Source organism: Actinoplanes sp. NPDC020271 (assembly GCF_044388125.1).
Lineage (GTDB): Bacteria > Actinomycetota > Actinomycetes > Mycobacteriales > Micromonosporaceae > Actinoplanes.
In genome coordinates, this window is the sequence record NZ_JBIRWQ010000018.1 from 177,468 (window position 1) to 198,512 (window position 21,045).

Below are 21,045 nucleotides of genomic sequence, written 5' to 3' on the forward strand. Positions count from 1 at the left end.
GGCGTCCGCGCCTCCGGCGGGTCAGGTGATGGACAGGGGTACCCGCAGCGGAAGCGCGGGCGTCGTGTCGCGGCCGGCACAGATCGCCGACGTGTCGAGGGTGCTGCGCAGCGCCCACTGGGTGAGCAGGTCGCCGACCATCCGGCTCTCCCGTTCCGGGGTGAGCCGGCCCGCGGCCCGGGCCTGGCCGAGCGCGGCGAACGTGACCGACGGCGCCGCGGCGTAGAGCCGGCCCGGGTCGTCACGCCACGTGCCGAACGTCCGCAGCAGCGCGCCGGCGGTGCGGTCGGGCCGGCGCAGGACCTCACCCAGCCGGGCACCGCGCAACGTTCCCGGCCGATGGGCGAGCAGCAGATCGACGTACGCGGGAAGGGCTTCGACGAGCCGATCCAGCAGCGCCCGGTGCTCGGCGTCGAGGCCGTCGGGCGGGTACATCGCCCGCCAGGCGTCGGCGAGCGCCCGCCACTGCGGGTCCGGGTAGAGCGCGTCGCCGAGCGCGCAGCTCAGCAGCACCCGGATCCACGGCACCGGGTGCGGGTCCTCGCCGCCGAACCGGAAGACGAACCAGCGGGGCAGGCTCACCACGCCGATCAGTCCCATCGGCGCGCCGATGCCCAGTTGCGCCACCGCCCAGAGGTCGGCGACCACCTCGGAGATCCAGCGCCCGAACCACGGCCAGGCGTCTCGGTCGGCGCCCCGGCCGGTCTCGGCGGCGTGCGCCAGGACCGGTTGCAGGGACGGGACCAGGTCGAGCAGCGCCGCGCCCTGGTGACCGACCTCGTGCACCAGCGACGCGCCGATGCCGTGACCGACCATGCGTTCGCGCGGCACCCGGACGATCGCCACCGGGTTCTCGTCGCCGCCGGGCAGCCGGGTCCGGGCCCGCCGGATCGCCGCTCCCGGCCCGCGGGCCAGGTAGCAGATCACCGGCGGTGGCTCGAAGTAGCCGCCGGGCAGGCCGAGCGCGTCGCGCGCCAGGACGTCCAGCCCGGACAACCAGACACCGGTCTCGTGTTCACTACGCTGCGTGATCACTTCGGTGAAAAGATCGAATTGCGACAGTACGTCGTTGAAGCGCAACCGGATGAGCGTCAGGCGCCGCTGCTTCTCGGGCACCGGTGCCTGCCGCCCCGGTCCGCGCATCCAGCGCAGGAAGGTCACGACCTGGCACCCGAGGTGCGCGCGGCCGTCGATGAGGAACCGCTCGATGCGCACCTGGGCGGCCGGGGCCGGCGCGGCCGCCGGCACCATCGTCTCGTGCAGGGCGAACGGGCGCACCCGGGCGAGCCGGGTCAGCAGCGCGCGGGCCTCCTGTTCGATGAGCCCCGAGGCGATGGCCGAGCCGCTCATGGTCAGGACCCGAGAATCATGATCTTGTGGCCCCGGCGGACCCAGCGACCGCTCTGCGCCCGGCGGCGACGGCGGACCGGCTCGTCGTGGTAGCCCTGGTCGTCGTAGCCGTCGTCGTCCTGGTCGCGGTACTGATTGCCGGACTGGTCGCCGGACCGGTCGCCGGACCGGTCGCCGTCGAAGACGAAGGTCGGGCCCTCCACCGGGTAGCCGTAGGCCCCGCCGGCCGGGCGCCGCCGGCCGCCGGTCCGGCCCCGGGACGGCTGCTGGCCGCCGGGCCGTTTCGCCGGGCCGGTGCCGGGGCGGCGCTGGGTCTGGTACGGCGTGCCGCGGACCAGTCCGGGCGCGTGCTTGCGGGCGGCGGTGACCACCGCGGCCCGGGCCACGGCCTGCGGCGGCGCGTTGCGCGGGGCCTTGGCCGCGTTCGCGGCGGCGGAACTGGCGAAGCGCACGTAGCGGCGGGCGGCCTCGAACTCGGCCTCCTGCTCGCTCATGTTCTCGAACTCCATCTCGAACAGGTTCGAGGCCATGCTGCCGAGCTTCGAACCGAGCGCGGTGCCGACGCCGGGCGCGACGAACGACCCGAGTGCCCCGCCGACCATCGGCAGCGCCTTCTTCGCGACGTTCTTCAGCGCGCCGGTCAGCGCCTGACCGGTCCCCGAGCGCAGGAACCCGCCGACCCCCGAGGCGACCTTCTTGACCAGGCTGCCCAGGAACTGCTCCAGCTCCTCCTCGCTCTGCGTCTCCAGCAGCGCGTTGGCCGCCTCCATCTCCTGCACCTCGGAGAGCGGGCTCTCCGACTCGGCGACCTCACCGCCGAGCCCACCCAGCACCGAGCTCAGCAGGCCGCCGAGGAAGTTCTCGGACTCGCCCTCCGACTCGTACGCCGACTCCGACTCCGCCTCACCGAACTCCAGCTCCGGCGTCTCCCACTCGCTGCTCGTCTCGTACGTCGTCATGGTCTTCTGCCTTTCAGTTCTCGAGGATGAGGATCGCGTTGCCTTGCCGGACCCAGCGGCCGGAGCCGGCCGCCGGACGTTTCGCGCCGCCGGACGGCGTGGTCGCCGCCGGCGTCCGGCGATGGCCGTTGCTCGCCGCGGCGGGGGTGGAGGTGGGTGCGGCCAGCAGGCCCGGGGCGTGCTGACGGGCGGCGGAGGCGGCCGCCTGGCGGGCCACCTCGCGCGGCGGGGCGCCGGACGAGGCCTGGGCGGCCTTGCGGCAGGCGTCCTGCGCGAACCGGATCAGGGCGCGAGCGGTCTCGAACTCGCGGTCCTCGTTCGACAGGCCCTCCAGCTCCAGGCCGAGCAGGTCGCCGACGGCGGTGCCGGCCCGGGCGCCGGTGCCGGCGTAGTCCGGTGACAGCCAGCCGCCGATGCCGCGGCCGATCACCGGCAGGGCTTCCTTGGTCGCCTTCTTGACGATGCCGCCGAGCGCCTGCCCGGTCGGCGAGCCGGCGAAGCTCCTGGCCGCGCCCGCCGCGGTTTTCACCGCACCGGCCGCGCGGTTGAACAGGTCACCGAGGAAGCGGTCCAGTTCGGCCTCGTCGCGGACCTCGAGCAGACGGGCGGCGGCCTCCAGCTCGCCCTCGTCCTCGCCCTCGGTCTCGTAGCCGTACTCGCCCGTCGGGGCGCTCTCGCCCTTGAGCATCGAACCGAGGATGCCCAGGAAGTCCTCTTGATCCGACTCGTACGGACCGGTCTCCTGCTCGCCGGCCTCGAAGAGTGTGCGGTCCAGGTTGTGCATCGGCGTGCTCCTCGCCTGTGCGGGTGGATGTCTCTCCACCCACCCCTGGCAAGTTCCGTGCCAGCCGGCGACTGCCTGGTGAACGGAGGTCGGCGGGCGCCGGACCGCGAACCGCGCTTCGCCCCGCGAGGGCCCGCGGCGAAGTCAGCTTCGGCGGTCGCAGGCCGGGATGCCGAGCTGCCGCCGGTACTTGGCGACCGTGCGGCGGGCCACCGGATAGCCGCGCCGGTCCAGCTCAGCGGCGAGATCCGTGTCGGACAACGGGCGCTGCTCGGCTGCCACCACCGCCTTGAGGACGGCGTGGACCGGCCCGGCCGCGCCGAAGAGCGCACTGAACGCGATCACCCGGCCGTCCGGCAGCCGCAGGCGCTTGCCGGCGACCGCCCGGCTCACCGTCGACTCGTGCAGATTCAGGGCGCCGGCCACCTCGGCCCGGGTCAGCGGCACGTGGCCGGTGGCCCCCTCACGCAGGAACCGGCTCTGCCGCCCGGCCGCGTAGCCCGCGATCCGCCGCAACGTCTCGGCCCGCTCCCGCAGCGCGTCCAGGAACGACCGGGCCTGCCCGGCGTGATCCCGGACGGTACGGCGCTGCGACGCGGGCAGCACCGCGGTCTCGGCCAGCTCGGCCCAGAGCGGGTCGACCCGCAACCGGCTCGCCGGATCACCGACGAGCTCCACCTCGACCGCGCCGCTGCCGTCGTCGGCGAAACGCACCACCAGGTCGACCGCGGCCACCGTCATCGCCGGGCCGGGATCGTCGAGGGACGCCCACGGCCGCAGCCGGGTCCGGATGAAGTCGCGGGCCGCCGCCACCTCCGGCACCGGGGCGCCGGCCACGGCCGCCAGCCGCCGGATCCGGTCGTCGCCCAGCTCGGCCAGGTGGTCGCGGATCAGACGGCGGGCCAGCGGCGGGGCCTGGCCGGCGCGCTCGTGGACGGCCAGTTGCAGCAGCAGGCACTCGGCGGCGTCGGCGGCACACAATCCGGGCGGGCCGGCTGCCCGCAGCACGCCGACGACCCGGGCCACCCGCTCGACCGGGATGCCGAGCCGGTCGGCGACCCCGTCCACGCCGCCCTCCAGCAGGCCGCGCGAGTCCAGATCGCCGAGGATCCAGGCGGCCAGCGCCCGGTCCGAGTCGCCGAGATGCGCCGCCGCGTCAGCCAGAACCCCGGCCGGCGCGGCCGATCCCGGATCAATAACGTCCATTGACAGATATCGGTCACTTGCCGGACCCGTCCGCGGTGTATCAGAAGCGCCGCCGAGCGGTCCGCGAGCGTCGCGCGCGGGGCCGGCCGGATCGGCGGCGTCCAGCGCCGGGTTGCGCTCCAGCTCCCGCTCGACCCGCTGCCGGACCTCGTCCAGTGGGCAGGCCAGCAGGTCACAGTACTCGACGAGGGCGTGGGTGACCCGGTGCTCGGCGAGCAGGGAAGGGCTGAGGGTGGTCGTCATGGTGGTCATGTACCGGCAGTGTCGGCGCGCTCGACGGCCGCGGACAGTCACCCGAGGCGGCGTCCACGACGGCGCTGCCCTCGATCGGGTCGCGCGTCGGGGGCACCCACCCCAGGGGACCGTGGACGAGGGTCGCTCGAATGTGCGACATCGCGGGCCCCGGCCCGGAATACGCTGCGAGCACGAGCCCGTCTTGGGAGGGGGTGCCCCGGATGACTGCCGTCGAAACCAGGGACGATCCGATCGGCGAAACGCCCGCCGGAAAGCCGGAGCCGGAGGCGAGCCCCGAGCTCGTGCTGCTGGCGCCCGCCGAGATCCAGTTCGAACTGCGCCGCCTGGTCCGCCGGCTGGCCGAGGGGGCCCGCCTGCTGCGGCGGTGCCAGGCGCCCGCGGCCGGCGACCCACCGGAGGTGCACGTGCTGCTCGACCTGGAGGTCGACGGCCTGCGATGCCTGCTCACCCGCCTCGGCGCGCAGAGCGGCAAGGGTGTCTCCCGGCTGACCACCCGGGAACGGGAGGTCGCGCACATGGTCGCGATGGGGCTGACCACCGGCGCGATCGCCGGCAAGCTGTCGGTCAGCCCGTGGACGGTCTCCACGCACCTGCGGCGGATCTTCGCCAAACTCGACGTCTCCACCCGCGCCGCGATGGTCGCGGTCCTCGCCGATCGATGAAAAACCTCTTTGCGCGTACGCCGTGAGCTGCCCTTTCAACGAATTGGTTGACGCGCCTCACCGAAGGGTCTACGGTTACTTTCAACCGATGAGTTGAAAGTTGGAACGCGATGCCGGCCGATGAGCTGTCCCGGGTGTTCGCCGCCCTCGCCGATCCGACGCGCCGCGACATGGTGGCGCGCCTGACCGGGGGCGACGCGACGGTCAACCAGCTCGCCGAGCCGTACCGGATGTCGCTCCAAGCCGTCTACAAGCACCTCAAGGTGCTCGAAGAGGCCGGCCTGGTGAGCCGCCCGCCCGGGCCGCAGCCACGCCCGGTGCGACTCGAACGCGACGTGTTCGACGAGATCGGTGGATGGATCGAGCAGTACCGGCGCCGGGCCGAGGCGCGCTACCAGCGTCTGGACGCGGTGCTGCGGACCATGCAGGACGACGACGAGAGCGGAGCGCGACCATGAGCGAAGCACAGATCGAAGCCGACCAGAACGTACCGGTCATCCGGATCACCCGGGACTTCGCCGGCACGCCGGAGCAGCTGCTCCGGGCGCACACCGACCCGGAACTGTTCGCCCGGTGGGCCGGGCCGGACTCCACCATCACCCGCATCGACCACTGGGACGCCCGCGACGGCGGCTCCTGGCGCTACACCGCCGTCCGCGGCGACGAGGAATACAGGTTCCGCGGCTGCTTCCACTCGGTCGGCCCGGACCGGATCGTCCAGACCTTCACCTTCGAGGGCGCGCCGGAGGGGGTGGCGCTGGAGACGCTGACCTTCGAGGACCTGGGCAACGGCCGCACCCGGCTGCACGCCCAGTCGCTGGTCGACAGCTTCGAAGGCCGCGACGCCTGGCTCAAGAGCGGCATGGAGACAGGCGTCGACGAGGGCTACGCCAAACTCGACGCCCTCCTCGCCACCGGCACCGTCTGACGGCGTCGCCACGGCTCGGGCTTCGATCACGCTCGACACCCCCGATCCCAGCCGGCCTTCAGCGGCGTATCAGCACGCCTGACGCACCCCTGAAGGCCGGCTCGCACTGCCAGACCGGCGGCAACTGTCGTGACCAGCCGTGGGACCGCCCGGCATGCGAGTGAACAGCCACGAGCCGAGGCCGGGCCGGCCCTCGCGCGTGCGGGCGCGGGGCGGGTGCACCGGCGTACTGCGGCAGTCGGAGGGTGAGCGGAGCGGAGCGGGAGAGAGAAGCGGCCTAGAAGAGGTCGTCGAAGACGGCTACTCGGTCGAAGGACATGGCGTGGGCTCGGGCGCGGGTCTCCATGGCGCGCTTCTCCGACTCGGGCATGTCGAGGATGACCCGGTCGAGGGCCTCGGCGAGGGCGTTGATGTCGCCGGCTTCGACGATGACGGCGGTGTCGCCCACCGCTTCGCCGGTGCCGCCGGTCAGGGTGGTGACGATCGGGCCGCCGCCGGCCAGCATCTTCTCGGCCAGGGCGATGCCGAACGTCTCGACGAAGTCCGGCTCCGGCTTGGTGGGCAGCGCATACGCCGCGCAGCCGGCCATCAGCAGCGGCTTCTCGTCGTCGTCGACGTCGTTGAGGAAGATGATGCGGTCGTCCTCCTTGGCCATCGCGCGCACGTGTTCGAGGGCGGGGCCGTTGCCGGCGATGACCAGCGGCACCTCGTCCCGGGACTGCATCTGGCCGTACGCGATGACCAGGTCGTAGATGCCTTTGGCCCGCGCGACCCGGGACAGGAACAGGATGTACTTGCCGCGTTCGAGACCGCGCTTCTGCAACGCCGCGTCGAGGGTGTCCTCGTCCAGGTCGAGGAAGGCGGACGAGTCGATCGGCGGGTAGCTGACCGTGACCCGTTCCCGGCACTGCTGGGCGAACGTGGTGCCGCAGTGCCGGTCGACCTCCTCGGCCGAGGCGATGATCTCGTCCTTGGTGTACTCGGAGACGGCGACCACCTCGTCGCTGGCCAGGAACGTGGTCATCAGGACGGTGGCCGCGCCGACCCGGCCCTCGCGCAGGCAGGAGCGGATGACGTTGGTGACGTCCGAGCCGACCGCCTTGGCGATGGTGTGCACCTGCGGGTTGAAGCCGGCCGCCCGGGCCGCGTTGACCGCGTCGTTGATCACCTGCGTGTGCGGGACCAGGTACATCGACAGGCAGACGGTGGGTACGCCGTCGCTGAGCAGTTCGACGAGGCGGCCGGTGAGCCCGGCGAGGTGGCGGCCGTCCGGCACGCGGTAGTCACCGACCGCTTCGGGGCGTTCGACGGTGATGCCGTCGCTGTACGGCAGCAGCCGGTCGAGCGGCTTCAACGGCAGACCGGCGGCCTGCAGCGTCGGGATCGGCCAGGTGAGCAGGCGCACGTCGTCGAAGCCCCGGGTGAGGGCGACTTCGGCGAGGTTGCGTGCTTCGCCCGAGTGTCCACAGATAACCGGGTCGGCGCGGACCGCGATCACGAGTCTCCGAGTAGGACGGCTCATGGTCATTCCTTCTTATGTCGCAGGGGGGTGAAGGGTGAAGGAGTGGGACGGCGGGCGGTGCCCGTGTCCCCACGTCGATGGTTCGGGGCCGAGCTTGAGGTGCAGCCGGCCCCCGCGATGCACGTCGGTCGCGGACAGGTGGGCCGCGTCCAGGGGTTTGCCGTTGAGGGTGGCGGACTGGACGTACTGAACGGGCGGATCGTGGTCGAGGCCGTCGACGCCGATCGGGGTCTCCTTGTGCCCGCTGGTCTCGATGATGAACTCCTCGTCGCCGACGCGCAGCGCCGCGCGGGCGAACGCGGGGGCGTTCACCAGGAAGAGGTTCTGCCCGGCGACCGGGAACAGGCCCAGCGACGCCCAGACGTACCAGGCGCTGAGGCCGCCGGAGTCGTCGTTGCCCGGCAGACCGCCCGGACCGGTGCCGAACTGCCAGGTCAGCGCCGCGTGCACGATCTCGGCGGTGCGATCCGGCCGGCCGGCGTAGTGGTAGGCCCAGGGGGCTTCCATGTCCGGCTCGTTGTTCAGGCCCTCGAACCGGTTGAGGGCATACCCGAGGGCCATCTCCGCCGGCTGCGGACTGATCCCGGGCTGTTCGACCTGATCCGCGCCGTAGCCGAAGAATCGGTCGAGCTGCTCGATGAACCCCTTGTCGCCGCCCGACAACTCGATCCGTGCGGCCATGTCGTGCAGCAGCCGGAACGAGTAGTTCCACTTGCCGCCCTCGTAGAACTCGGAGTCGCGCAGCAGGCCGGTGGACGGGTCGAACGCGTTCACCCACTGGTGGCTGCGGCGTTCCAGGTCGTCGGCGAGTTTGCGGTCGTTGAGCGCGCGGGCCACCTTGGCCGTGCAGTGGTGGGCGTACGCCAGGTCCAGGGTGTGCGTGATCGGGTGGACGAGGCCGTGTTCGAAGAAGTCCTCGCCGTACATCCGGCGCAGGTCGTCGACCATGTGAACGAGCGCCCAGCCCCAGTCGACGCCGGAGCGGCCGAGCGCGTGCGCGTCGGCGATCGCGGTGTGCGCGAGGGCGGAGGCCTGCCGGAAGAACCGGTCGGCGCCACGGGCCATCCGATAGCCGATCGGGAAGTTGCCCTCCTCCTCGCAGACCCGGATCAGCGATTCGAGGAGGTCCATCGCGCGGTCCGGGGCGATCGCCTGCAGCAGCGGGATCTGCGTCTTGTAGATGTCCCACATGGTGCAGATGTCGAACGCGTACGGCCCGGAGTTGGGCCAGAACGGGCTCTCGTCGTCGGCGAAGCACGGCTTGATCAGCGAGTGGTAGAGGGCGGTGCCCAGCACCGTACGCCGGGCCGGGGTGCCGCCCTCGACCTGCACGCGGTCGAGGTGGTCGCGCCAGCGGTGGCGGGTGCCGGCCCGGACGCGCTCGAACGCCGGCTCGGCGTCGGTCCCGCACTCCCGGTGCAGGTTGCGTCGGGCCTGCTCGTGGCCGCGCAGCGAGAACCCCATCCGGACCTCGATGGTCTGCCCCGCTCTGGCCGAGCCCATGAAGAGCAGCCCGAACGGCCGCAGCGTGGTGCTGCGGATGCTGTCGAAGTCGAGCCGGGTGCCGCCGGGGATCAGGCGCCGGTCGTACCAGAGCATCTGCCGCCACCCGGGGGTGTCGGCCTCCAGGTAGACCGAGAGCGGCACGCCCTCCATCACCACGGTGCCCTGCGCGCAGCCGTGGCCCATGCTCTCCACCTGGGCGCGCAGCGGAACCGTGCGTCCGAGGTCTATCGCGAGGCCGCCGCACGACAGGTCGATGACGACCCGGGCGGAGTGATGGTCCGGGAAGGTGTACCGGTGGACGGCGACCTTCTCCCCCACGGTGATCTCGCTGCGCACCCCGGTGTCGAGGTTCGCGGCGTAGTACCCGGGCTCGGCACGTTCGTCGTGCAGCGCCCAGGACTGGCCGAGATCGTCCAGCGGCTGGACCATCGGGGTGACCCGCACGTAGTTGTAGTACTTGCGGATCGCCCCCGTCCCCGACTGCTGGAAGTGGGTGAAGCCGGAGGCCTCGGTACGGGTGAACATCTCCTCGGGCACGCCCTCGGTGTTCTTCGCGTACCGGCCGTAACCGGTGGGGTAGGCGCCCGAGTAGGCGCAGGCGGAGACCATGCCCAGGGGCGAGGTCGCGCCGGGGTGCGTGTTGCCGACCTGCGGCTTCGGCCACCACCAAGTAGCGGCCAGACCGTGTGCGCGAGGCAGGTCGGTCGCCGCGGTGCCGATGAAGGGATCAACGTTGTCCAGGATTTCGGGACTCTAACCGGCCGCACGGCCCTCTGTGGTTTCAATCAGGTGAACTGCGCCAGAGGAGTGACACACTTCCGGTTGATCAACATCTCCTGGAAGTCCTCCGGCGGGCGTGGCTCGCTGAAGAAGTAGCCCTGCACGGCGGGGCAGCCGGCGGCCTGAAGAGCGGCCCAGTCGTCGATCTCCTCGACCCCCTCGGCGATCGTGGACATGCCCAGGGACTGGGCCAGCCAGAGCACCGCCTGGATGATCGAGGACTTGCGCTGGTCCACGGCGAGGCCGGCGACGAACGAGCGGTCCAGCTTCACGATGTCCGCCGGGACGGACTTCAGCCAGGTCAGCGAGCTGTAGCCGGTGCCGAAGTCGTCCAGCGCGATCCGCACGCCGAGCTGCTTGAGGGCGGCCAGGCGCTCGGTCACGTCGACCGACGAGGCCAGCAGGGCGGTCTCGGTGATCTCGAGGACGAGGCGGGACGGGTCGAGCCCGGGGTGCGCGGCCAGCAGGCTCGCCACCATCGGCACGAAGTCCGCTTCGGCGAGCTGCCGCGGGCTGACGTTGACCGACACGTAGCCGAGCTGACCCGACCAGTAGATCAGGTGATCCACCGCCGAGCGCAGCACGTGCGCGCCGAGCTGCACGATCATGCCGGTCTCCTCGGCGGCGCCGATGAAGTGGTACGGGCTGAGGATCTTCCCGTCCGGCATCCGCATCCGCACGAGCGCCTCGGCGCCGATGATCTGCCCGGTGACGGTCGACACCACCGGCTGGAACCACAGCGGCAGCGTCCACGGCAGGTGCCCGGAGAGCGCCCGGCGCAGGCGGGCCTCGGCGGCGAGCCGCTCGTTGACCGACACCCGCATGTCCTCGGCGAACACCTCGAGCCGGTTGCCACCGGCGCGCTTCGCGGCGTACATCGCCGTGTCCGCGGCCAGCACCACGTCGTCGGAGTGCTCGGCGCCGTGCTCGGTGGCCACGCCGATACTGATCGAGATCGGCAGCGGGTTGCCGGCCACGGCGAGCGGCTCGGCCATCGACGCCAGGATCTCCCGGCCGACGCGCAGGCCGGCACCGCCCGGGCCGGCCACCGCGACGACGAACTCGTCCCCGCCGAGCCGGGCCAGCAGCGCACCGGGCGGCACCACGGCGGTCAGCCGGGCCGACAGCGCGCGCAGCACGTCGTCGCCGGTCGCATGCCCGGAACCGTCGTTGACCGATTTGAACCGGTCCACGTCCAGGTAGATGACGCTCACCGGGGGACGGCCGCGCAGCATCTCGCCCAGGTCGTTCTCGAACGCCTTGCGGGACAGCAGCCCGGTCAGCGAGTCGTGCCGGACCTGCCGGCGCAGCTCCTCCTCGTGGTTGCGGACGCTGGTCACGTCGAGGCAGTGCGCGAAGACGAACCGCAGGGTGCCCTGCTTGTCGTAGAGCGGAGTGCTGTGCACCTCGACCCAGATCAACGACCCGTCGTCGGTACGGCGGTACTGGCGCGTCATCATGATCGGATCCGGTGACACCGACATCTGCGGGAACAGGCTGCCCTCCCCACCGAGCGCGACGAGCGGCAGGTCCCGTACGGAGAAATCGGGTGGAAGGTTTTCCGGCAACCGCAGCCAGTGGCGGTAGGCCGCGTTGGTGCGCAGCACGCGCCCGTCCGGCGCGAACATGACCATGGGCACCGGCGTCTCGTCGAAGGCGACGCTGAGCTGGGCCTGGCTCTCCTGCAGGTTGTCGGCGGCGCGCGCCTCCTCGGCCTCGGTGAGCCCCCACTGGACCACCTGGAAACCGGCCGCGAGCAGCACCGCGAAACCGTGCAGCCCGGCCCAGACCAGCGGGTGCGCCCGCGCCGAGTGGTGGTCGTAGGTGTGCGTGCCGGTCAGCACGCCGAACAGGCCGTGGTGGACCGTGGTGGCGACCAGGAACACGCCGAACGGCGCCCAGTCGCGGTAGAGGGCGAGCGCGGCGACCGCCACGAAGAACGAGAAGTGCGCTTCGGTCAGGCCGTTGCTCAGCGACACGAACCCTGCGCACGCGACGGTGAAACCGAGCGCGACCGCGACCGAGCGCAGCCGCCGGCCCTTCAGCCGGGTCCCGGCGACCAGGCAGGGCAGCACGGTCAGGACGGTCCCGAGCAGAGCGGGCCCGTGATCAGGGCGCAGCGCGCCGAACACGGTCACCACGAGCACGACCACGCCGAGCAGCACGGTCAGCAGCCGGTGCCGCGTCGCCCAGTCCTCGTCGCGCAGGCCGCCACCGGTCGGTAGACGGTCCCGCAGCCTCATCAGCCAGGTCCCCACAGTCTGGAACATCGGACTGCGGGGCCCCGGGCGGAGGCTCTTCGGGTTGCCGGTCAGGAGCGGAGTATGTCGGACAGCGCCCGGGTGAAGCGGTTGACGTCGTCCTCGGTGCTGCCCAGACCCCAGCTGGCGCGCAGCAGACCGGACATGTCGGTGTCACAGGCATTCGTCGCGCTGGTTCCGGTCAGCCGTCGCACCAGCGGATGCGCGCAGAACTGGCCCGCCCTGACGCCGATGCCGTATTCCCGGCCCAGGCGGTGGGCGACCTGCGCGGGATCGTGGCCGGGCAGCGCGAGCGAGACGATGCCGACGCGCGGATGGCCGGGGCCGAAGAGGCCGGCCTCCTGGACGCCCTCGGGCAGGCCGGCCCGCAGCCGGGTCAGCAGGAGCTGTTCGTGCTGGTGGAGGGCGTCGCGGTCGGCGGTCAGGAGGGCCGCGCAGACCGCGGCGATCGAGACCGCGCCGAGCAGGTTGGGGGTGCCGCCCTCGTGCCTCGCCGGGCCGGTGGCCCAGGTCAGGTCGCCGGGGCGGTCACCGACCGTGGCACTCGCGCCGCCGCCGTGGAGGTAGGGCTCGGCCGCGTCCAGCCAGTCCGATCTTCCGGCCAGGACTCCGGCGCCGAACGGGGCATACAACTTGTGTCCGGAGAAAGCCAGATAGTCGGCGCCGAGGTCGGTCAGGTTCACCGGCAGGTGCGGCGCGAGTTGGGCCGCATCAACGATCACGCGTACGCCGTGAGCGTGGGCGAGGTCGGAGATCTCCCTGATCGGCCACACCTCGCCGGTCACGTTGCCGGCGCCGGTGATGGTGAGGACGGCCGGGCCGTCGAGCTGACCGAGCGCCGCTGCGACCGCATTCACGGCCTCGTCGGGCGACTCAGGCGCAGGGAGCCGCAACGGGTTCGGCCACGGCAGCAGGTTCGCGTGGTGCTCCCCCTCGAACACGATCGTGGTGACACCCGCCGGCAACGCGCGGGCCAGCAGATTCAGCGCATCCGTGGTGTTCCGCGTGAAGATCACCTCGTCGCCGGGGCGGGCGCCGACGAACTCGGCCACCACGTCGCGGGCCACCTCGTACGCCACCGTCGAGGTCTGCGAGCGCACCCCGGTCCCCCGGTGCACGCTGCCGTAACGCGGCAGCAACTCGGCCACGGCCTGGGCCGCGGCCTCCGCACAGGGAGCCGAAGCGGCGTAGTCGAGGTGCGCGAAACGAACCGTCTCGCCGGTGCGAAGTTCGGTCTTCAGGTCGTCGCCGATGATGTCGAGAGCCGACATGGCATGCCTCCGCCGAGGTCAGGGACCCCACGGGTCCGCGCTTGCCGGCGTCGGGCGACACCGGCCCGGTCCTCACCCGGGGCACCCCATCGCGAACGCAAGGGTTGCCGGTCAGCAAGCCGGGGCTACGCGCTGACACTCATGACCTGGCCACGAAGTTATCAGACCTCACAGCCGCACGCCATATCCCATTCTGCGAGTAGGGATTAGGGTCGACGGCATGAGCGAGCTTGCGAGCGAATCATCGAACTCAGTCATCAACTCAGGCCGACGCCGGAGCGCAGCGGAGGTGGCGGCATGAGCGATTTCGAGCAGCAGTGGGCCCAGTGGCACGAGCAGCACGAGAAGCGGCGGGCCGACCCGCACGGGTTCCTGGCGATCACCGGGCTGCACTTCCTGGACGAGAACCCGCAGCGGTTCCCCGGCGCGCCGGGCGAGTGGAGCACCGGGCCGGACGGCGTGGTGGTCACGCTCGCGGAGGGCGAGTCGCTGGAGGGCATCGGCTCGGGCGAGCACCGGTTCGACCCCATCCCCGAGCGCGGTGACATCACTGTCGGTTACGGCGACGCGAAGCTGGAGATCGCTCGCCGCGGCGGGTTCGACGTGCTGCGTCCCCGGCACCCCTCGCACGAGACGCTGGTGAAGTATCTCGGCACGCCGGCCTACACGCCCGCCGAGAAGTGGGTCGTGACCGGCAGATTCGTCCCGTTCGAGGCGCCGGTCCCGGTGACCGTGGGCTCGGTGTCGGAGGGGCTGGAACACGTCTACGAGTCACCGGGCAAGGTGGAGTTCACCGTCGGCGGGCAGGATCTGGCGCTGACCGCGTTCAACGGCGGCACTCCCGGATCACTCTTCGTGTTGTTCACCGACGCGACTTCGGGGGTCACGACGTACGCCGCGAACCGCAGCCTCGCCATCCCGGCGCCGGACGCGGACGGCACGGTGACGCTGGACTTCAACCGGGCGACGAACCTGCCGTGCGCGTACACCGAGTTCGCGACCTGCCCGCTGCCGCCGGCCGGCAACAAGCTGCCCATCGCGGTGGAGGCGGGCGAGCAGCTTCCCCGATAACGTCGCGGTCATGGAGGACCTGCCCGCGCTGCTCGCGTCCGCCGAGGCGCTGATCGCCATCCGATCCACCGCCGACCGGCCCGACGACCTGCGCCGGGCCCTCGCGCTGGTGCTCGACGTGGTCGGGCCCGGCTTCGACGTCCGCCGCTTCGAGTCGCGCGGCAAGCCGAGCGCGCTGGTCACCCACCCCCGGCGACCGGGGCGGCCCCGGGTGATCCTGAACGGTCACCTGGACGTCGTCCCGGGCACGCCGGAGCTGTTCCGGCCGCGGCGGGACGGTGACCGCCTCTACGGCCGCGGCACGCACGACATGAAAGTGGCCGCGCTCGTGCTGGCCACGGTGTTCCGGTCCCTGGCCGCCGAGCTGCCCTACCCGATCGCGTTGCAACTGGTCACCGACGAGGAGGTCGGGGGCTTCGACGGTACGGGCCATCAGGTCGAGCAGGGGGTCCGCGGCGACTTCGTGGTCATCGGTGAGCAGAGCGCGCTCCGCGTGGTGACCGAGTCCAAGGGGCTGGTCCGGGCACGACTGATCGCTTCCGGGCAGGCGGCGCACGCGGCGTACCCGTGGCTCGGCGCCAACGCCCTGCTCACCCTGCAGGCGGGCATCGGCCGGCTCCTGGAGCGCTATCCGGTGCCCGCGGCGGAGGCGTGGACCACGACGGTCAACGTGGCCCGGATCGAGACGTCCAACGAGGCCGTCAACCAGGTGCCGGCCGACGCGACCGCCTGGCTCGACATCCGCTACCCGCCCGAGGACACCGACCTGACCGGGCGCTCCCCCGACGAGATCGCCCGTCACCTGCGGACGATCACCCGATTGGAGGTACGCGTCGACGCGCTCGGCACGCCGCACCGGGCCGACCCGGGCAGCGCGCGGGTGCGGGCGCTGCGGGAGGCGGCACGCACCGCCGGTTACTCCGGTGACCTGCTCCGCAAGCACGGGGCGGCCGACAGTCGCTTCTACTTCCCGCTCGGCGTCGACGCGGTGATCTTCGGTCCGGCCGGTGACGGCCAGCACGGGCCGGGCGAATACGTGGAGATCGGGTCGCTCACGCCGTACGCGCAAGCCTTGTCCCTGTTCTTGAGGTCGGCCCCGTAGCGACGCCGGCGGTCATCCGACCAGGGCGTCGTCGGTCCGCGGTTCCGTCGCCGTCCCGGCCGCCACGACCCGGCCGCGGCCGGTCTGCTTGGCCCGGTAGAGCGCGGCATCGGCGCGAGCGATCAGCTCGCCGGCGGTCTCGGTGCCGTCCCAGGCGGCGAAACCGGCCGAGAACGTCTGGCCCAGCGGCGTGACGCCGAGCGTGCGCTGCAGAATCGCCACGGCCTCCTCGTCCGTCACGCCGGGCAGCAGCGCGATGAACTCCTCACCGCCGAACCGGGCCAGGGTGTCGACCGAGCGCAGCGAGTCGCGCCAGACCGACGAGGCCTCGACGAGCAGCCGGTCACCGGCCGGGTGGCCGAACGTGTCGTTGAACTTCTTGAAGTGGTCGAGGTCGATCATCGCGACCACGACCGGAGTGCCCGAGGCCTGGGCCTGCTTGAGAGCGCGCGGGATGTCGTCGTTCCAGGCCCGCCGGTTCGGCAGCCCGGTCAGCTCGTCCTGGCGCGACAGCGTCTGCACCTTCGCCGCCTGCCGCTCGACCTCCCGCACCAGCTGGGCCATCCGCGTCACGACCAGCAGGAACAGGACCGCCGAGGCGAGCACGATGGCCAGGCCGTCGACGAGCGTGTGCGTCACCATCTGCAGCCCGAACAGGACCGGGGCGATCAGCGTGGCGGCGGCCAGCGAGACCAGCATCGGACGGCTGAGCCGCGGAGCCGCGCCGGCCCCGGCCCGGTCCAGGTCCCGGGCGCTCGGGTGCAGCGCGGCCACCCCGAACAGCGAGTACGCGACCAGGAAGATCATGTCGACGCCCCGGTTGATCACGCGCAGGTCGTTGATGTCGATGCCGAGGTTGTTGAGCACCACCCACGTCGTGTCGCCGATGAAGAAGGCGGCACAGGACGCGGCGATCCACCAGAACGCCGCGCCGCGGGTGCCACCCGAACGCAGCAGCCGGGTCAGCATCGCGAGCAGCAGCAGGTCACCGACCGGGTAGGCGATGGAGACGGCCCGGGCCAGCAGGGTCGCGCCGTCGCTGTGCGCGGCCGGGGCGATCACGTAGACCCAGGCGAGCACGCCGAGCCCGACGGCGAAGGTGCCGGCGTCGACCATGGCAGCCCAGTTCCGGCGCGGTTCACGCCGCTTGAGCAGCAGCGCCAGGCCCAGCGCGCAAGCCGGGTAGAGCGTCAGGAACAGCGGGTCGGCGGGCGTCGGCGACTCGTCGACGTGCAGCACCTCGGAGGAGTAGATGGCCACCGCGATGCCGGACGCGTTGCCGAACAGGCCCGCGGCGAACCAGAACCACGGCGCCCGCTGACCCGGGGCCAGCCAGGACGCGCCGAGCAGCACGGCGGCGACCGCGCCGTAGCCGATGACGACCTGCCAGGCCGCCTTCCACCACGCGCTCTCCGGGATCAGCTGATAGGCGAGCAGTGCCGTCGCAGTGACCGCACCGTACAGCTTCGCACTGCGACGGCCCATGGTTTCTCCCCCGTGACGGCAACGACGTCCTTCAGGACATCACCCCGGGTGTGCCGCCGGGTTGTCCCACGGGTGCGATCCGGTAGCAGAGCGCGTCAGGCGGCGGCGAAGGTCACCCCGGTGAGGTCCTCGGAGACGGCCCAGAGCCGCTGCTGGACGGCCACCTGGTAGGAGTCCGCGCTGGAGGTGACCAGCCGGGGGTGGCCCTTGATCTCGAACCGGCCGCCGGGACCGTAGTACTGACCGCCGAGTGCGGCGGGGTCGGTGGCGGCGCGCAAGGTCGGCAGCGCGCCCATCGCCGGCGTCTGGGTGATCAGCGGCGCGAGCCAGGTGAGCGGGAGCCGGAGGGCGGCGGGAGAGTTGCGGGCGAGCTCGGTGCTGGACATGCCGGGGTGCGCGGCGAGCGCGACGGTGGTGCCGTGGGCGGCGAGGCGGCGCTGCAGCTCGTAGGTGAACATCAGGTTGGCGAGCTTGGACTGACCGTAGGCTCCGGCCCGGCTGTACGACCGCTGCCACTGCAGGTCGTCGAAGTGGATCGCGGCCCGGATGCGGTGGCCGGTGCTGCTGACCGTGACCACACGTGAGCCGGGCACCGGCAGCATCTTGTCCAGCAGCAGCCCGGTGAACGCGAAGTGACCGAGATGGTTGGTGCCGAACTGCATCTCGAAGCCGTCGGCGGTGGCCTGCTTCGGGGTGTACATCACGCCGGCGTTGTTGATCAGCAGGTCGATCCGGTCGAGCCGGGACCGCAGCGCCGCCGCCGCGGCCCGGACGGAGTCGAGCGAGGTGAGGTCGAGCGCCTGCACGCTCACGTCGCCGGCCATCCGGGCGGCGGCCTGCTCGCCCTTGCCGACATTGCGCACGGCGAGCACCACCGAGGCCCCGCGCTCGGCGAGCGCCTTGGCGGTCTCGTAACCGAGGCCGGTGTTGGCCCCGGTCACCACGGCCACCCGCCCGCGCTGGTCCGGGATGTCGGCCGTCGTCCACTTGTCGCTCATCACTGACTCCCTTTAGGTACCGCCGGTATCTTGCACGGCCGACATTAAGGTACCGGCGGTATGATGTCAACGTACCGCCGGTACCTAAGTTAGGATGGTGATCATGAGCTTCCAGCGGGCGCGGACCGAAGAGCAGCGCGAGATCCGCCGGCGGGCAATCCTCGACATGGCGTCGGCGATGCTCGACGAGATGCCGGTGGCCGCGGTCACGCTCAACGAACTCAGCCGCCGGGTGGGGCTGGCCAAACCGAACGTGCTGCGCTACTTCGAGTCCCGCGAGGCGGTGCTGCTGGAATTGCTGGACCACTTCCTGCAGCAGTGGCTGGAGGAACTGGGCGGCGAGCTGGCCGACGGCATCGACCAGAGCCTGCCCATGACCGAGCGGGCGGCGGCGGTGGCCGAGATCCTCAGCCGCTCACTGTCCCGCCGGCCGGTGATGTGCGACCTGTTCGGCGCCCAGGGCAGCGTGCTGGAGCACAACGTCTCGGTCGAGGTGGTGACGCGCTACAAACGCGCCTCGCTGGACCGCCTGACCACCATGGCCGCCCTGCTCCACGACCACCTGCCGGAAGTGGGCGAGACCGCGGTGTTCTGCAGCCTGCAGATCATGCTCACGGCCGGAGCGCTGGCGGCGTACAGCACACCCCCACCCAGCCTGCAGGCGGCCTACCGGGCCGAGCCCGACCTGGCCCGCTTCCACCTGGACCCGAAGGACTACTTGAGGCAGGCCCTGTCCGCCACCCTGCTGGGGGTTCTGCCCCGCTAGGCGGCGCGACGGGTTCTGCCCCGCTGGGCGCGGCGGGTTCTGCCCCCGCTGGGCGCGGCGGGTTCTGCCCCGCTAGGTGTGATGTCCAGCTAGGCGGCGAAGGAGAGCAGGTACTCGATGCGGTGGGCGATACCCCGCAGGTACGGCCCCCGGTCGGCGTCGACCCGGGCATTCCACGAGCAGGGGCCGTGCCGTTCCAGCATCTCGACGTAGCGGGACGCCGGGTCGACCCGCAGACCGCTCGGCCCCACGGTCTGGTCGGCGTAGGTGAGCGCGTCGGCCAGCACCGTACGCTCGTCGGGGTAGGCGGCCAGCAGCTCGCTCAGCCCACGGGCGGCAGCCACGAACCGGGCCCCCGAGTGGTACGCGACCAGGCCCGCCACCCGGACCGGCCAGCCGTTGCGGGTCAGGTGGTCGGCCCCGTCGAGCGGGTGGAACCCGCTCACCACGGTCTCCGCCGCATACCCGACGTCGTGCAGCCACGCGGCGGCGGTCAGCATGTCGGCGTCGACACCGAGCGGCCCGGCGAGCTGAGCCGCACGGGCGGCAACACCCCGGGTGTGCAACCACCGGTTGCCCATGCCGCCGAGCAGGGAGCCGGCGAGCAGCCGGGCGGCGGAGCTGAGCGGACCCTCGGGGAACACCTCAACCGGGGTGAGGACGCTGGTGGCCGTCATCGCCGAAGCGTAGGCCGCGAATGGTGAACAACAGCCGAACTGGGCATGAGCATGACCTGAATCCGCAGGTCACGCGGATTCGGCGGCCACGCGTTCGGGGCGGCGGTCCAGGGCGAAGCTCGTAGCGGCCAGCACCAGCCCGATCCCGGCCAGGGCAACCCCGGTCCAGGCCGGCGCGAGATAGCCGTACCCCCGGGCGATGACCAGACCGCCGAGCGCCGCTCCGAGGCTGTTGGCGATGTTCATCGCGGACTGGTTGACCGCCGCACCCATCAGCTGAGCTTCCGGCGCCAGCGTGATCAGGCGCGCCTGCAGGGCCGGCCCGAGGGACAGGCTGGTCGCCCCGACCAGGAACGACGCGACGAACAGCCCGACCGTCGTGTCCGCGACCAGCGCGAAGATGACCAGCGCGACGATGACCGAGCCGAACGAGATGAGCGTGGCCCGGCGCAGGTTCCGGTCGGCGAACCAGCCGCCGAGCGCGTTGCCGACGGTCATGCCGAGACCGACCGCGACCAGCGCCCACGGCACGATGCCGGCGGCCAGCCCGGTCACCTCGGTGGTGACCGGCGCGATGTAGCTGTCGACGGCGAAGAACCCGGCGAACCCGATCGCGGCGGTGACCGCGATCAGCCAGACCTGCGGCTTGCGCAGCGCCCGCAGTTCGGCGCCGATCGACGCGCCGGCCACCATCGGCACCTCGGGGACGGTGGCGAGCACGGCGAAGAGGGCGAGCAGGAAGACCCCGGCGATCGCCAGGTACGCCACCCGCCACCCCGCCGACTGCCCGACCAGGGTGATCAGCGGGACGCCGACGACGTTGGAGAGGGTCAGGCCGCCGAGCACGGTCGCGAAGCCGCGCGCCTCGTTGCCGGGGCCCATCAGGGTGGCCGCGAGCAGACCGGCCGCGCCGAAGTAGGCGCCGTGCGGCAGCGCCGCGACGAACCGCGCGACCAGGACCAGGCCGAACGTCGGCGCGAGGGCGGACGCGACGGTGCCGGCGGTGAAGAGCACGAGCAGGGCGAGGACGAGCCGTCTGCGGGGCATCCGGGCCGAGAGCGCGGCGATCAGGGGCGCGCCGACGACCACTCCCAGCGCGTACGCCGTGATGACCCACCCGGTCCGGGCGAGCGCGTCCTCCTGTGATCGCGCCCACACCTCGGGCAGCAGGTCGCGTGCCATGTCGGGGAGCAGGCCCATCGCCACGAACTCGGTGAGGCCGATCGCCACACCGCCCATGGCCAGCGCGATCAGCGCGGTCCACCGCTGCCGCCCGGTCAGTTGATCCACCCGTCGACCCTAGGACTTCTCCCGGCGCGGCCTCGTCGCGGAGTGGCCCACCTCACGGAGATCATCTCTTCGGTCAGCCGGATATCGGCCGAACAGATCTTGGCAGCATCGTATCGGGCTGGTTCGATCCGAAGGTTCTCTGTGCCGTGACATCGCCGACGTCAGGAACCCC

Annotated in this window: 18 protein-coding genes and 1 riboswitch; of the genes, 6 read left to right on the forward strand and 12 right to left on the reverse strand. The window is 71.9% G+C overall.

Annotated features, from left to right (window positions below):
- Positions 1-21: 21 nt before the first annotated feature.
- From ACH442_RS32430 to ACH442_RS32445, 4 genes are all read right to left on the reverse strand, one after another.
- A complete protein-coding gene (locus tag ACH442_RS32430) occupies positions 22-1,350 on the reverse strand; it encodes a hypothetical protein (RefSeq protein ID WP_396341943.1) in 1,329 nt (442 codons plus the stop codon).
- 2 nt (positions 1,351-1,352) lie between these two features.
- Entirely contained in the window at positions 1,353-2,309 is a 957-nt protein-coding gene (locus ACH442_RS32435; RefSeq protein ID WP_396341944.1) for a hypothetical protein, read from the reverse strand.
- 13 nt (positions 2,310-2,322) lie between these two features.
- Positions 2,323-3,093, reverse strand: a complete 771-nt coding sequence (locus ACH442_RS32440; RefSeq protein WP_396341945.1) for a hypothetical protein — start codon at positions 3,091-3,093, stop codon at positions 2,323-2,325.
- 144 nt (positions 3,094-3,237) lie between these two features.
- On the reverse strand, positions 3,238-4,551 hold the full coding sequence (locus ACH442_RS32445) for a hypothetical protein (RefSeq protein ID WP_396341946.1): 1,314 nt from the start codon (positions 4,549-4,551) through the stop codon (positions 3,238-3,240).
- Positions 4,552-4,754: 203 nt separating this feature from the next.
- Between ACH442_RS32445 and ACH442_RS32450 the strand changes: the two genes are divergently transcribed.
- The 3 genes from ACH442_RS32450 (at position 4,755) to ACH442_RS32460 (ending at position 6,144) form a co-directional block, all read left to right on the forward strand.
- Positions 4,755-5,216, forward strand: a complete 462-nt coding sequence (locus tag ACH442_RS32450; RefSeq protein WP_396341947.1) for a LuxR C-terminal-related transcriptional regulator — start codon at positions 4,755-4,757, stop codon at positions 5,214-5,216.
- A gap of 110 nt (positions 5,217-5,326) precedes the next feature.
- Positions 5,327-5,674 (forward strand): ArsR/SmtB family transcription factor, encoded by a 348-nt coding sequence (locus ACH442_RS32455; RefSeq protein ID WP_396341948.1) that lies wholly within the window; start codon positions 5,327-5,329, stop codon positions 5,672-5,674.
- Positions 5,671-6,144, forward strand: a complete 474-nt coding sequence (locus ACH442_RS32460) for an SRPBCC family protein (RefSeq protein ID WP_396341949.1) — start codon at positions 5,671-5,673, stop codon at positions 6,142-6,144. The genes ACH442_RS32455 and ACH442_RS32460 overlap by 4 nt, the downstream gene beginning before the upstream one ends.
- A gap of 277 nt (positions 6,145-6,421) precedes the next feature.
- On the opposite strand, the gene ACH442_RS32465 is transcribed toward ACH442_RS32460, so the two are convergent.
- From ACH442_RS32465 to ACH442_RS32480, 4 genes are all read right to left on the reverse strand, one after another.
- A complete protein-coding gene (locus ACH442_RS32465; RefSeq protein ID WP_396341950.1) occupies positions 6,422-7,666 on the reverse strand; it encodes a glycosyltransferase in 1,245 nt (414 codons plus the stop codon).
- A gap of 12 nt (positions 7,667-7,678) precedes the next feature.
- Positions 7,679-9,916 (reverse strand): glycoside hydrolase domain-containing protein, encoded by a 2,238-nt coding sequence (locus tag ACH442_RS32470; RefSeq protein ID WP_396341978.1) that lies wholly within the window; start codon positions 9,914-9,916, stop codon positions 7,679-7,681.
- Between the two features lie 41 nt (positions 9,917-9,957).
- A complete protein-coding gene (locus ACH442_RS32475) occupies positions 9,958-12,195 on the reverse strand; it encodes a putative bifunctional diguanylate cyclase/phosphodiesterase (RefSeq protein WP_396341951.1) in 2,238 nt (745 codons plus the stop codon).
- A 68-nt stretch (positions 12,196-12,263) separates the two neighbouring features.
- A complete protein-coding gene (locus ACH442_RS32480; protein WP_396341952.1) occupies positions 12,264-13,484 on the reverse strand; it encodes an aminotransferase class V-fold PLP-dependent enzyme in 1,221 nt (406 codons plus the stop codon).
- Positions 13,485-13,516: 32 nt separating this feature from the next.
- Positions 13,517-13,631, reverse strand: a riboswitch (SAM riboswitch).
- A gap of 150 nt (positions 13,632-13,781) precedes the next feature.
- Here ACH442_RS32480 and ACH442_RS32485 point away from each other — a divergent pair.
- Together ACH442_RS32485 and ACH442_RS32490 are read left to right on the forward strand one after the other, a co-directional pair.
- Positions 13,782-14,555, forward strand: a complete 774-nt coding sequence (locus ACH442_RS32485; protein WP_396341953.1) for a DUF1684 domain-containing protein — start codon at positions 13,782-13,784, stop codon at positions 14,553-14,555.
- 10 nt (positions 14,556-14,565) lie between these two features.
- Positions 14,566-15,657 (forward strand): M20 family metallopeptidase, encoded by a 1,092-nt coding sequence (locus ACH442_RS32490; RefSeq protein WP_396341954.1) that lies wholly within the window; start codon positions 14,566-14,568, stop codon positions 15,655-15,657.
- A 12-nt stretch (positions 15,658-15,669) separates the two neighbouring features.
- Here ACH442_RS32490 and ACH442_RS32495 read toward each other — a convergent pair whose 3' ends face one another.
- Together ACH442_RS32495 and ACH442_RS32500 are read right to left on the reverse strand one after the other, a co-directional pair.
- A complete protein-coding gene (locus tag ACH442_RS32495; protein WP_396341955.1) occupies positions 15,670-17,142 on the reverse strand; it encodes a GGDEF domain-containing protein in 1,473 nt (490 codons plus the stop codon).
- Between the two features lie 95 nt (positions 17,143-17,237).
- Entirely contained in the window at positions 17,238-18,140 is a 903-nt protein-coding gene (locus tag ACH442_RS32500; protein ID WP_396341956.1) for an SDR family NAD(P)-dependent oxidoreductase, read from the reverse strand.
- Positions 18,141-18,243: 103 nt separating this feature from the next.
- On the opposite strand from ACH442_RS32500, the gene ACH442_RS32505 reads away from it, so the two are divergent.
- Positions 18,244-18,906, forward strand: a complete 663-nt coding sequence (locus tag ACH442_RS32505) for a TetR/AcrR family transcriptional regulator (RefSeq protein WP_396341957.1) — start codon at positions 18,244-18,246, stop codon at positions 18,904-18,906.
- 89 nt (positions 18,907-18,995) lie between these two features.
- Here the strand turns inward: ACH442_RS32505 and ACH442_RS32510 are convergent, their stop codons facing one another.
- Together ACH442_RS32510 and ACH442_RS32515 are read right to left on the reverse strand one after the other, a co-directional pair.
- Positions 18,996-19,583 carry an HD domain-containing protein gene (locus tag ACH442_RS32510; RefSeq protein WP_396341958.1) on the reverse strand — a complete coding sequence of 196 codons (588 nt, stop codon included), beginning with the start codon at positions 19,581-19,583 and terminating at the stop codon, positions 18,996-18,998.
- A gap of 69 nt (positions 19,584-19,652) precedes the next feature.
- Positions 19,653-20,873 (reverse strand): MFS transporter, encoded by a 1,221-nt coding sequence (locus tag ACH442_RS32515; protein ID WP_396341959.1) that lies wholly within the window; start codon positions 20,871-20,873, stop codon positions 19,653-19,655.
- Positions 20,874-21,045: the final 172 nt, after the last annotated feature.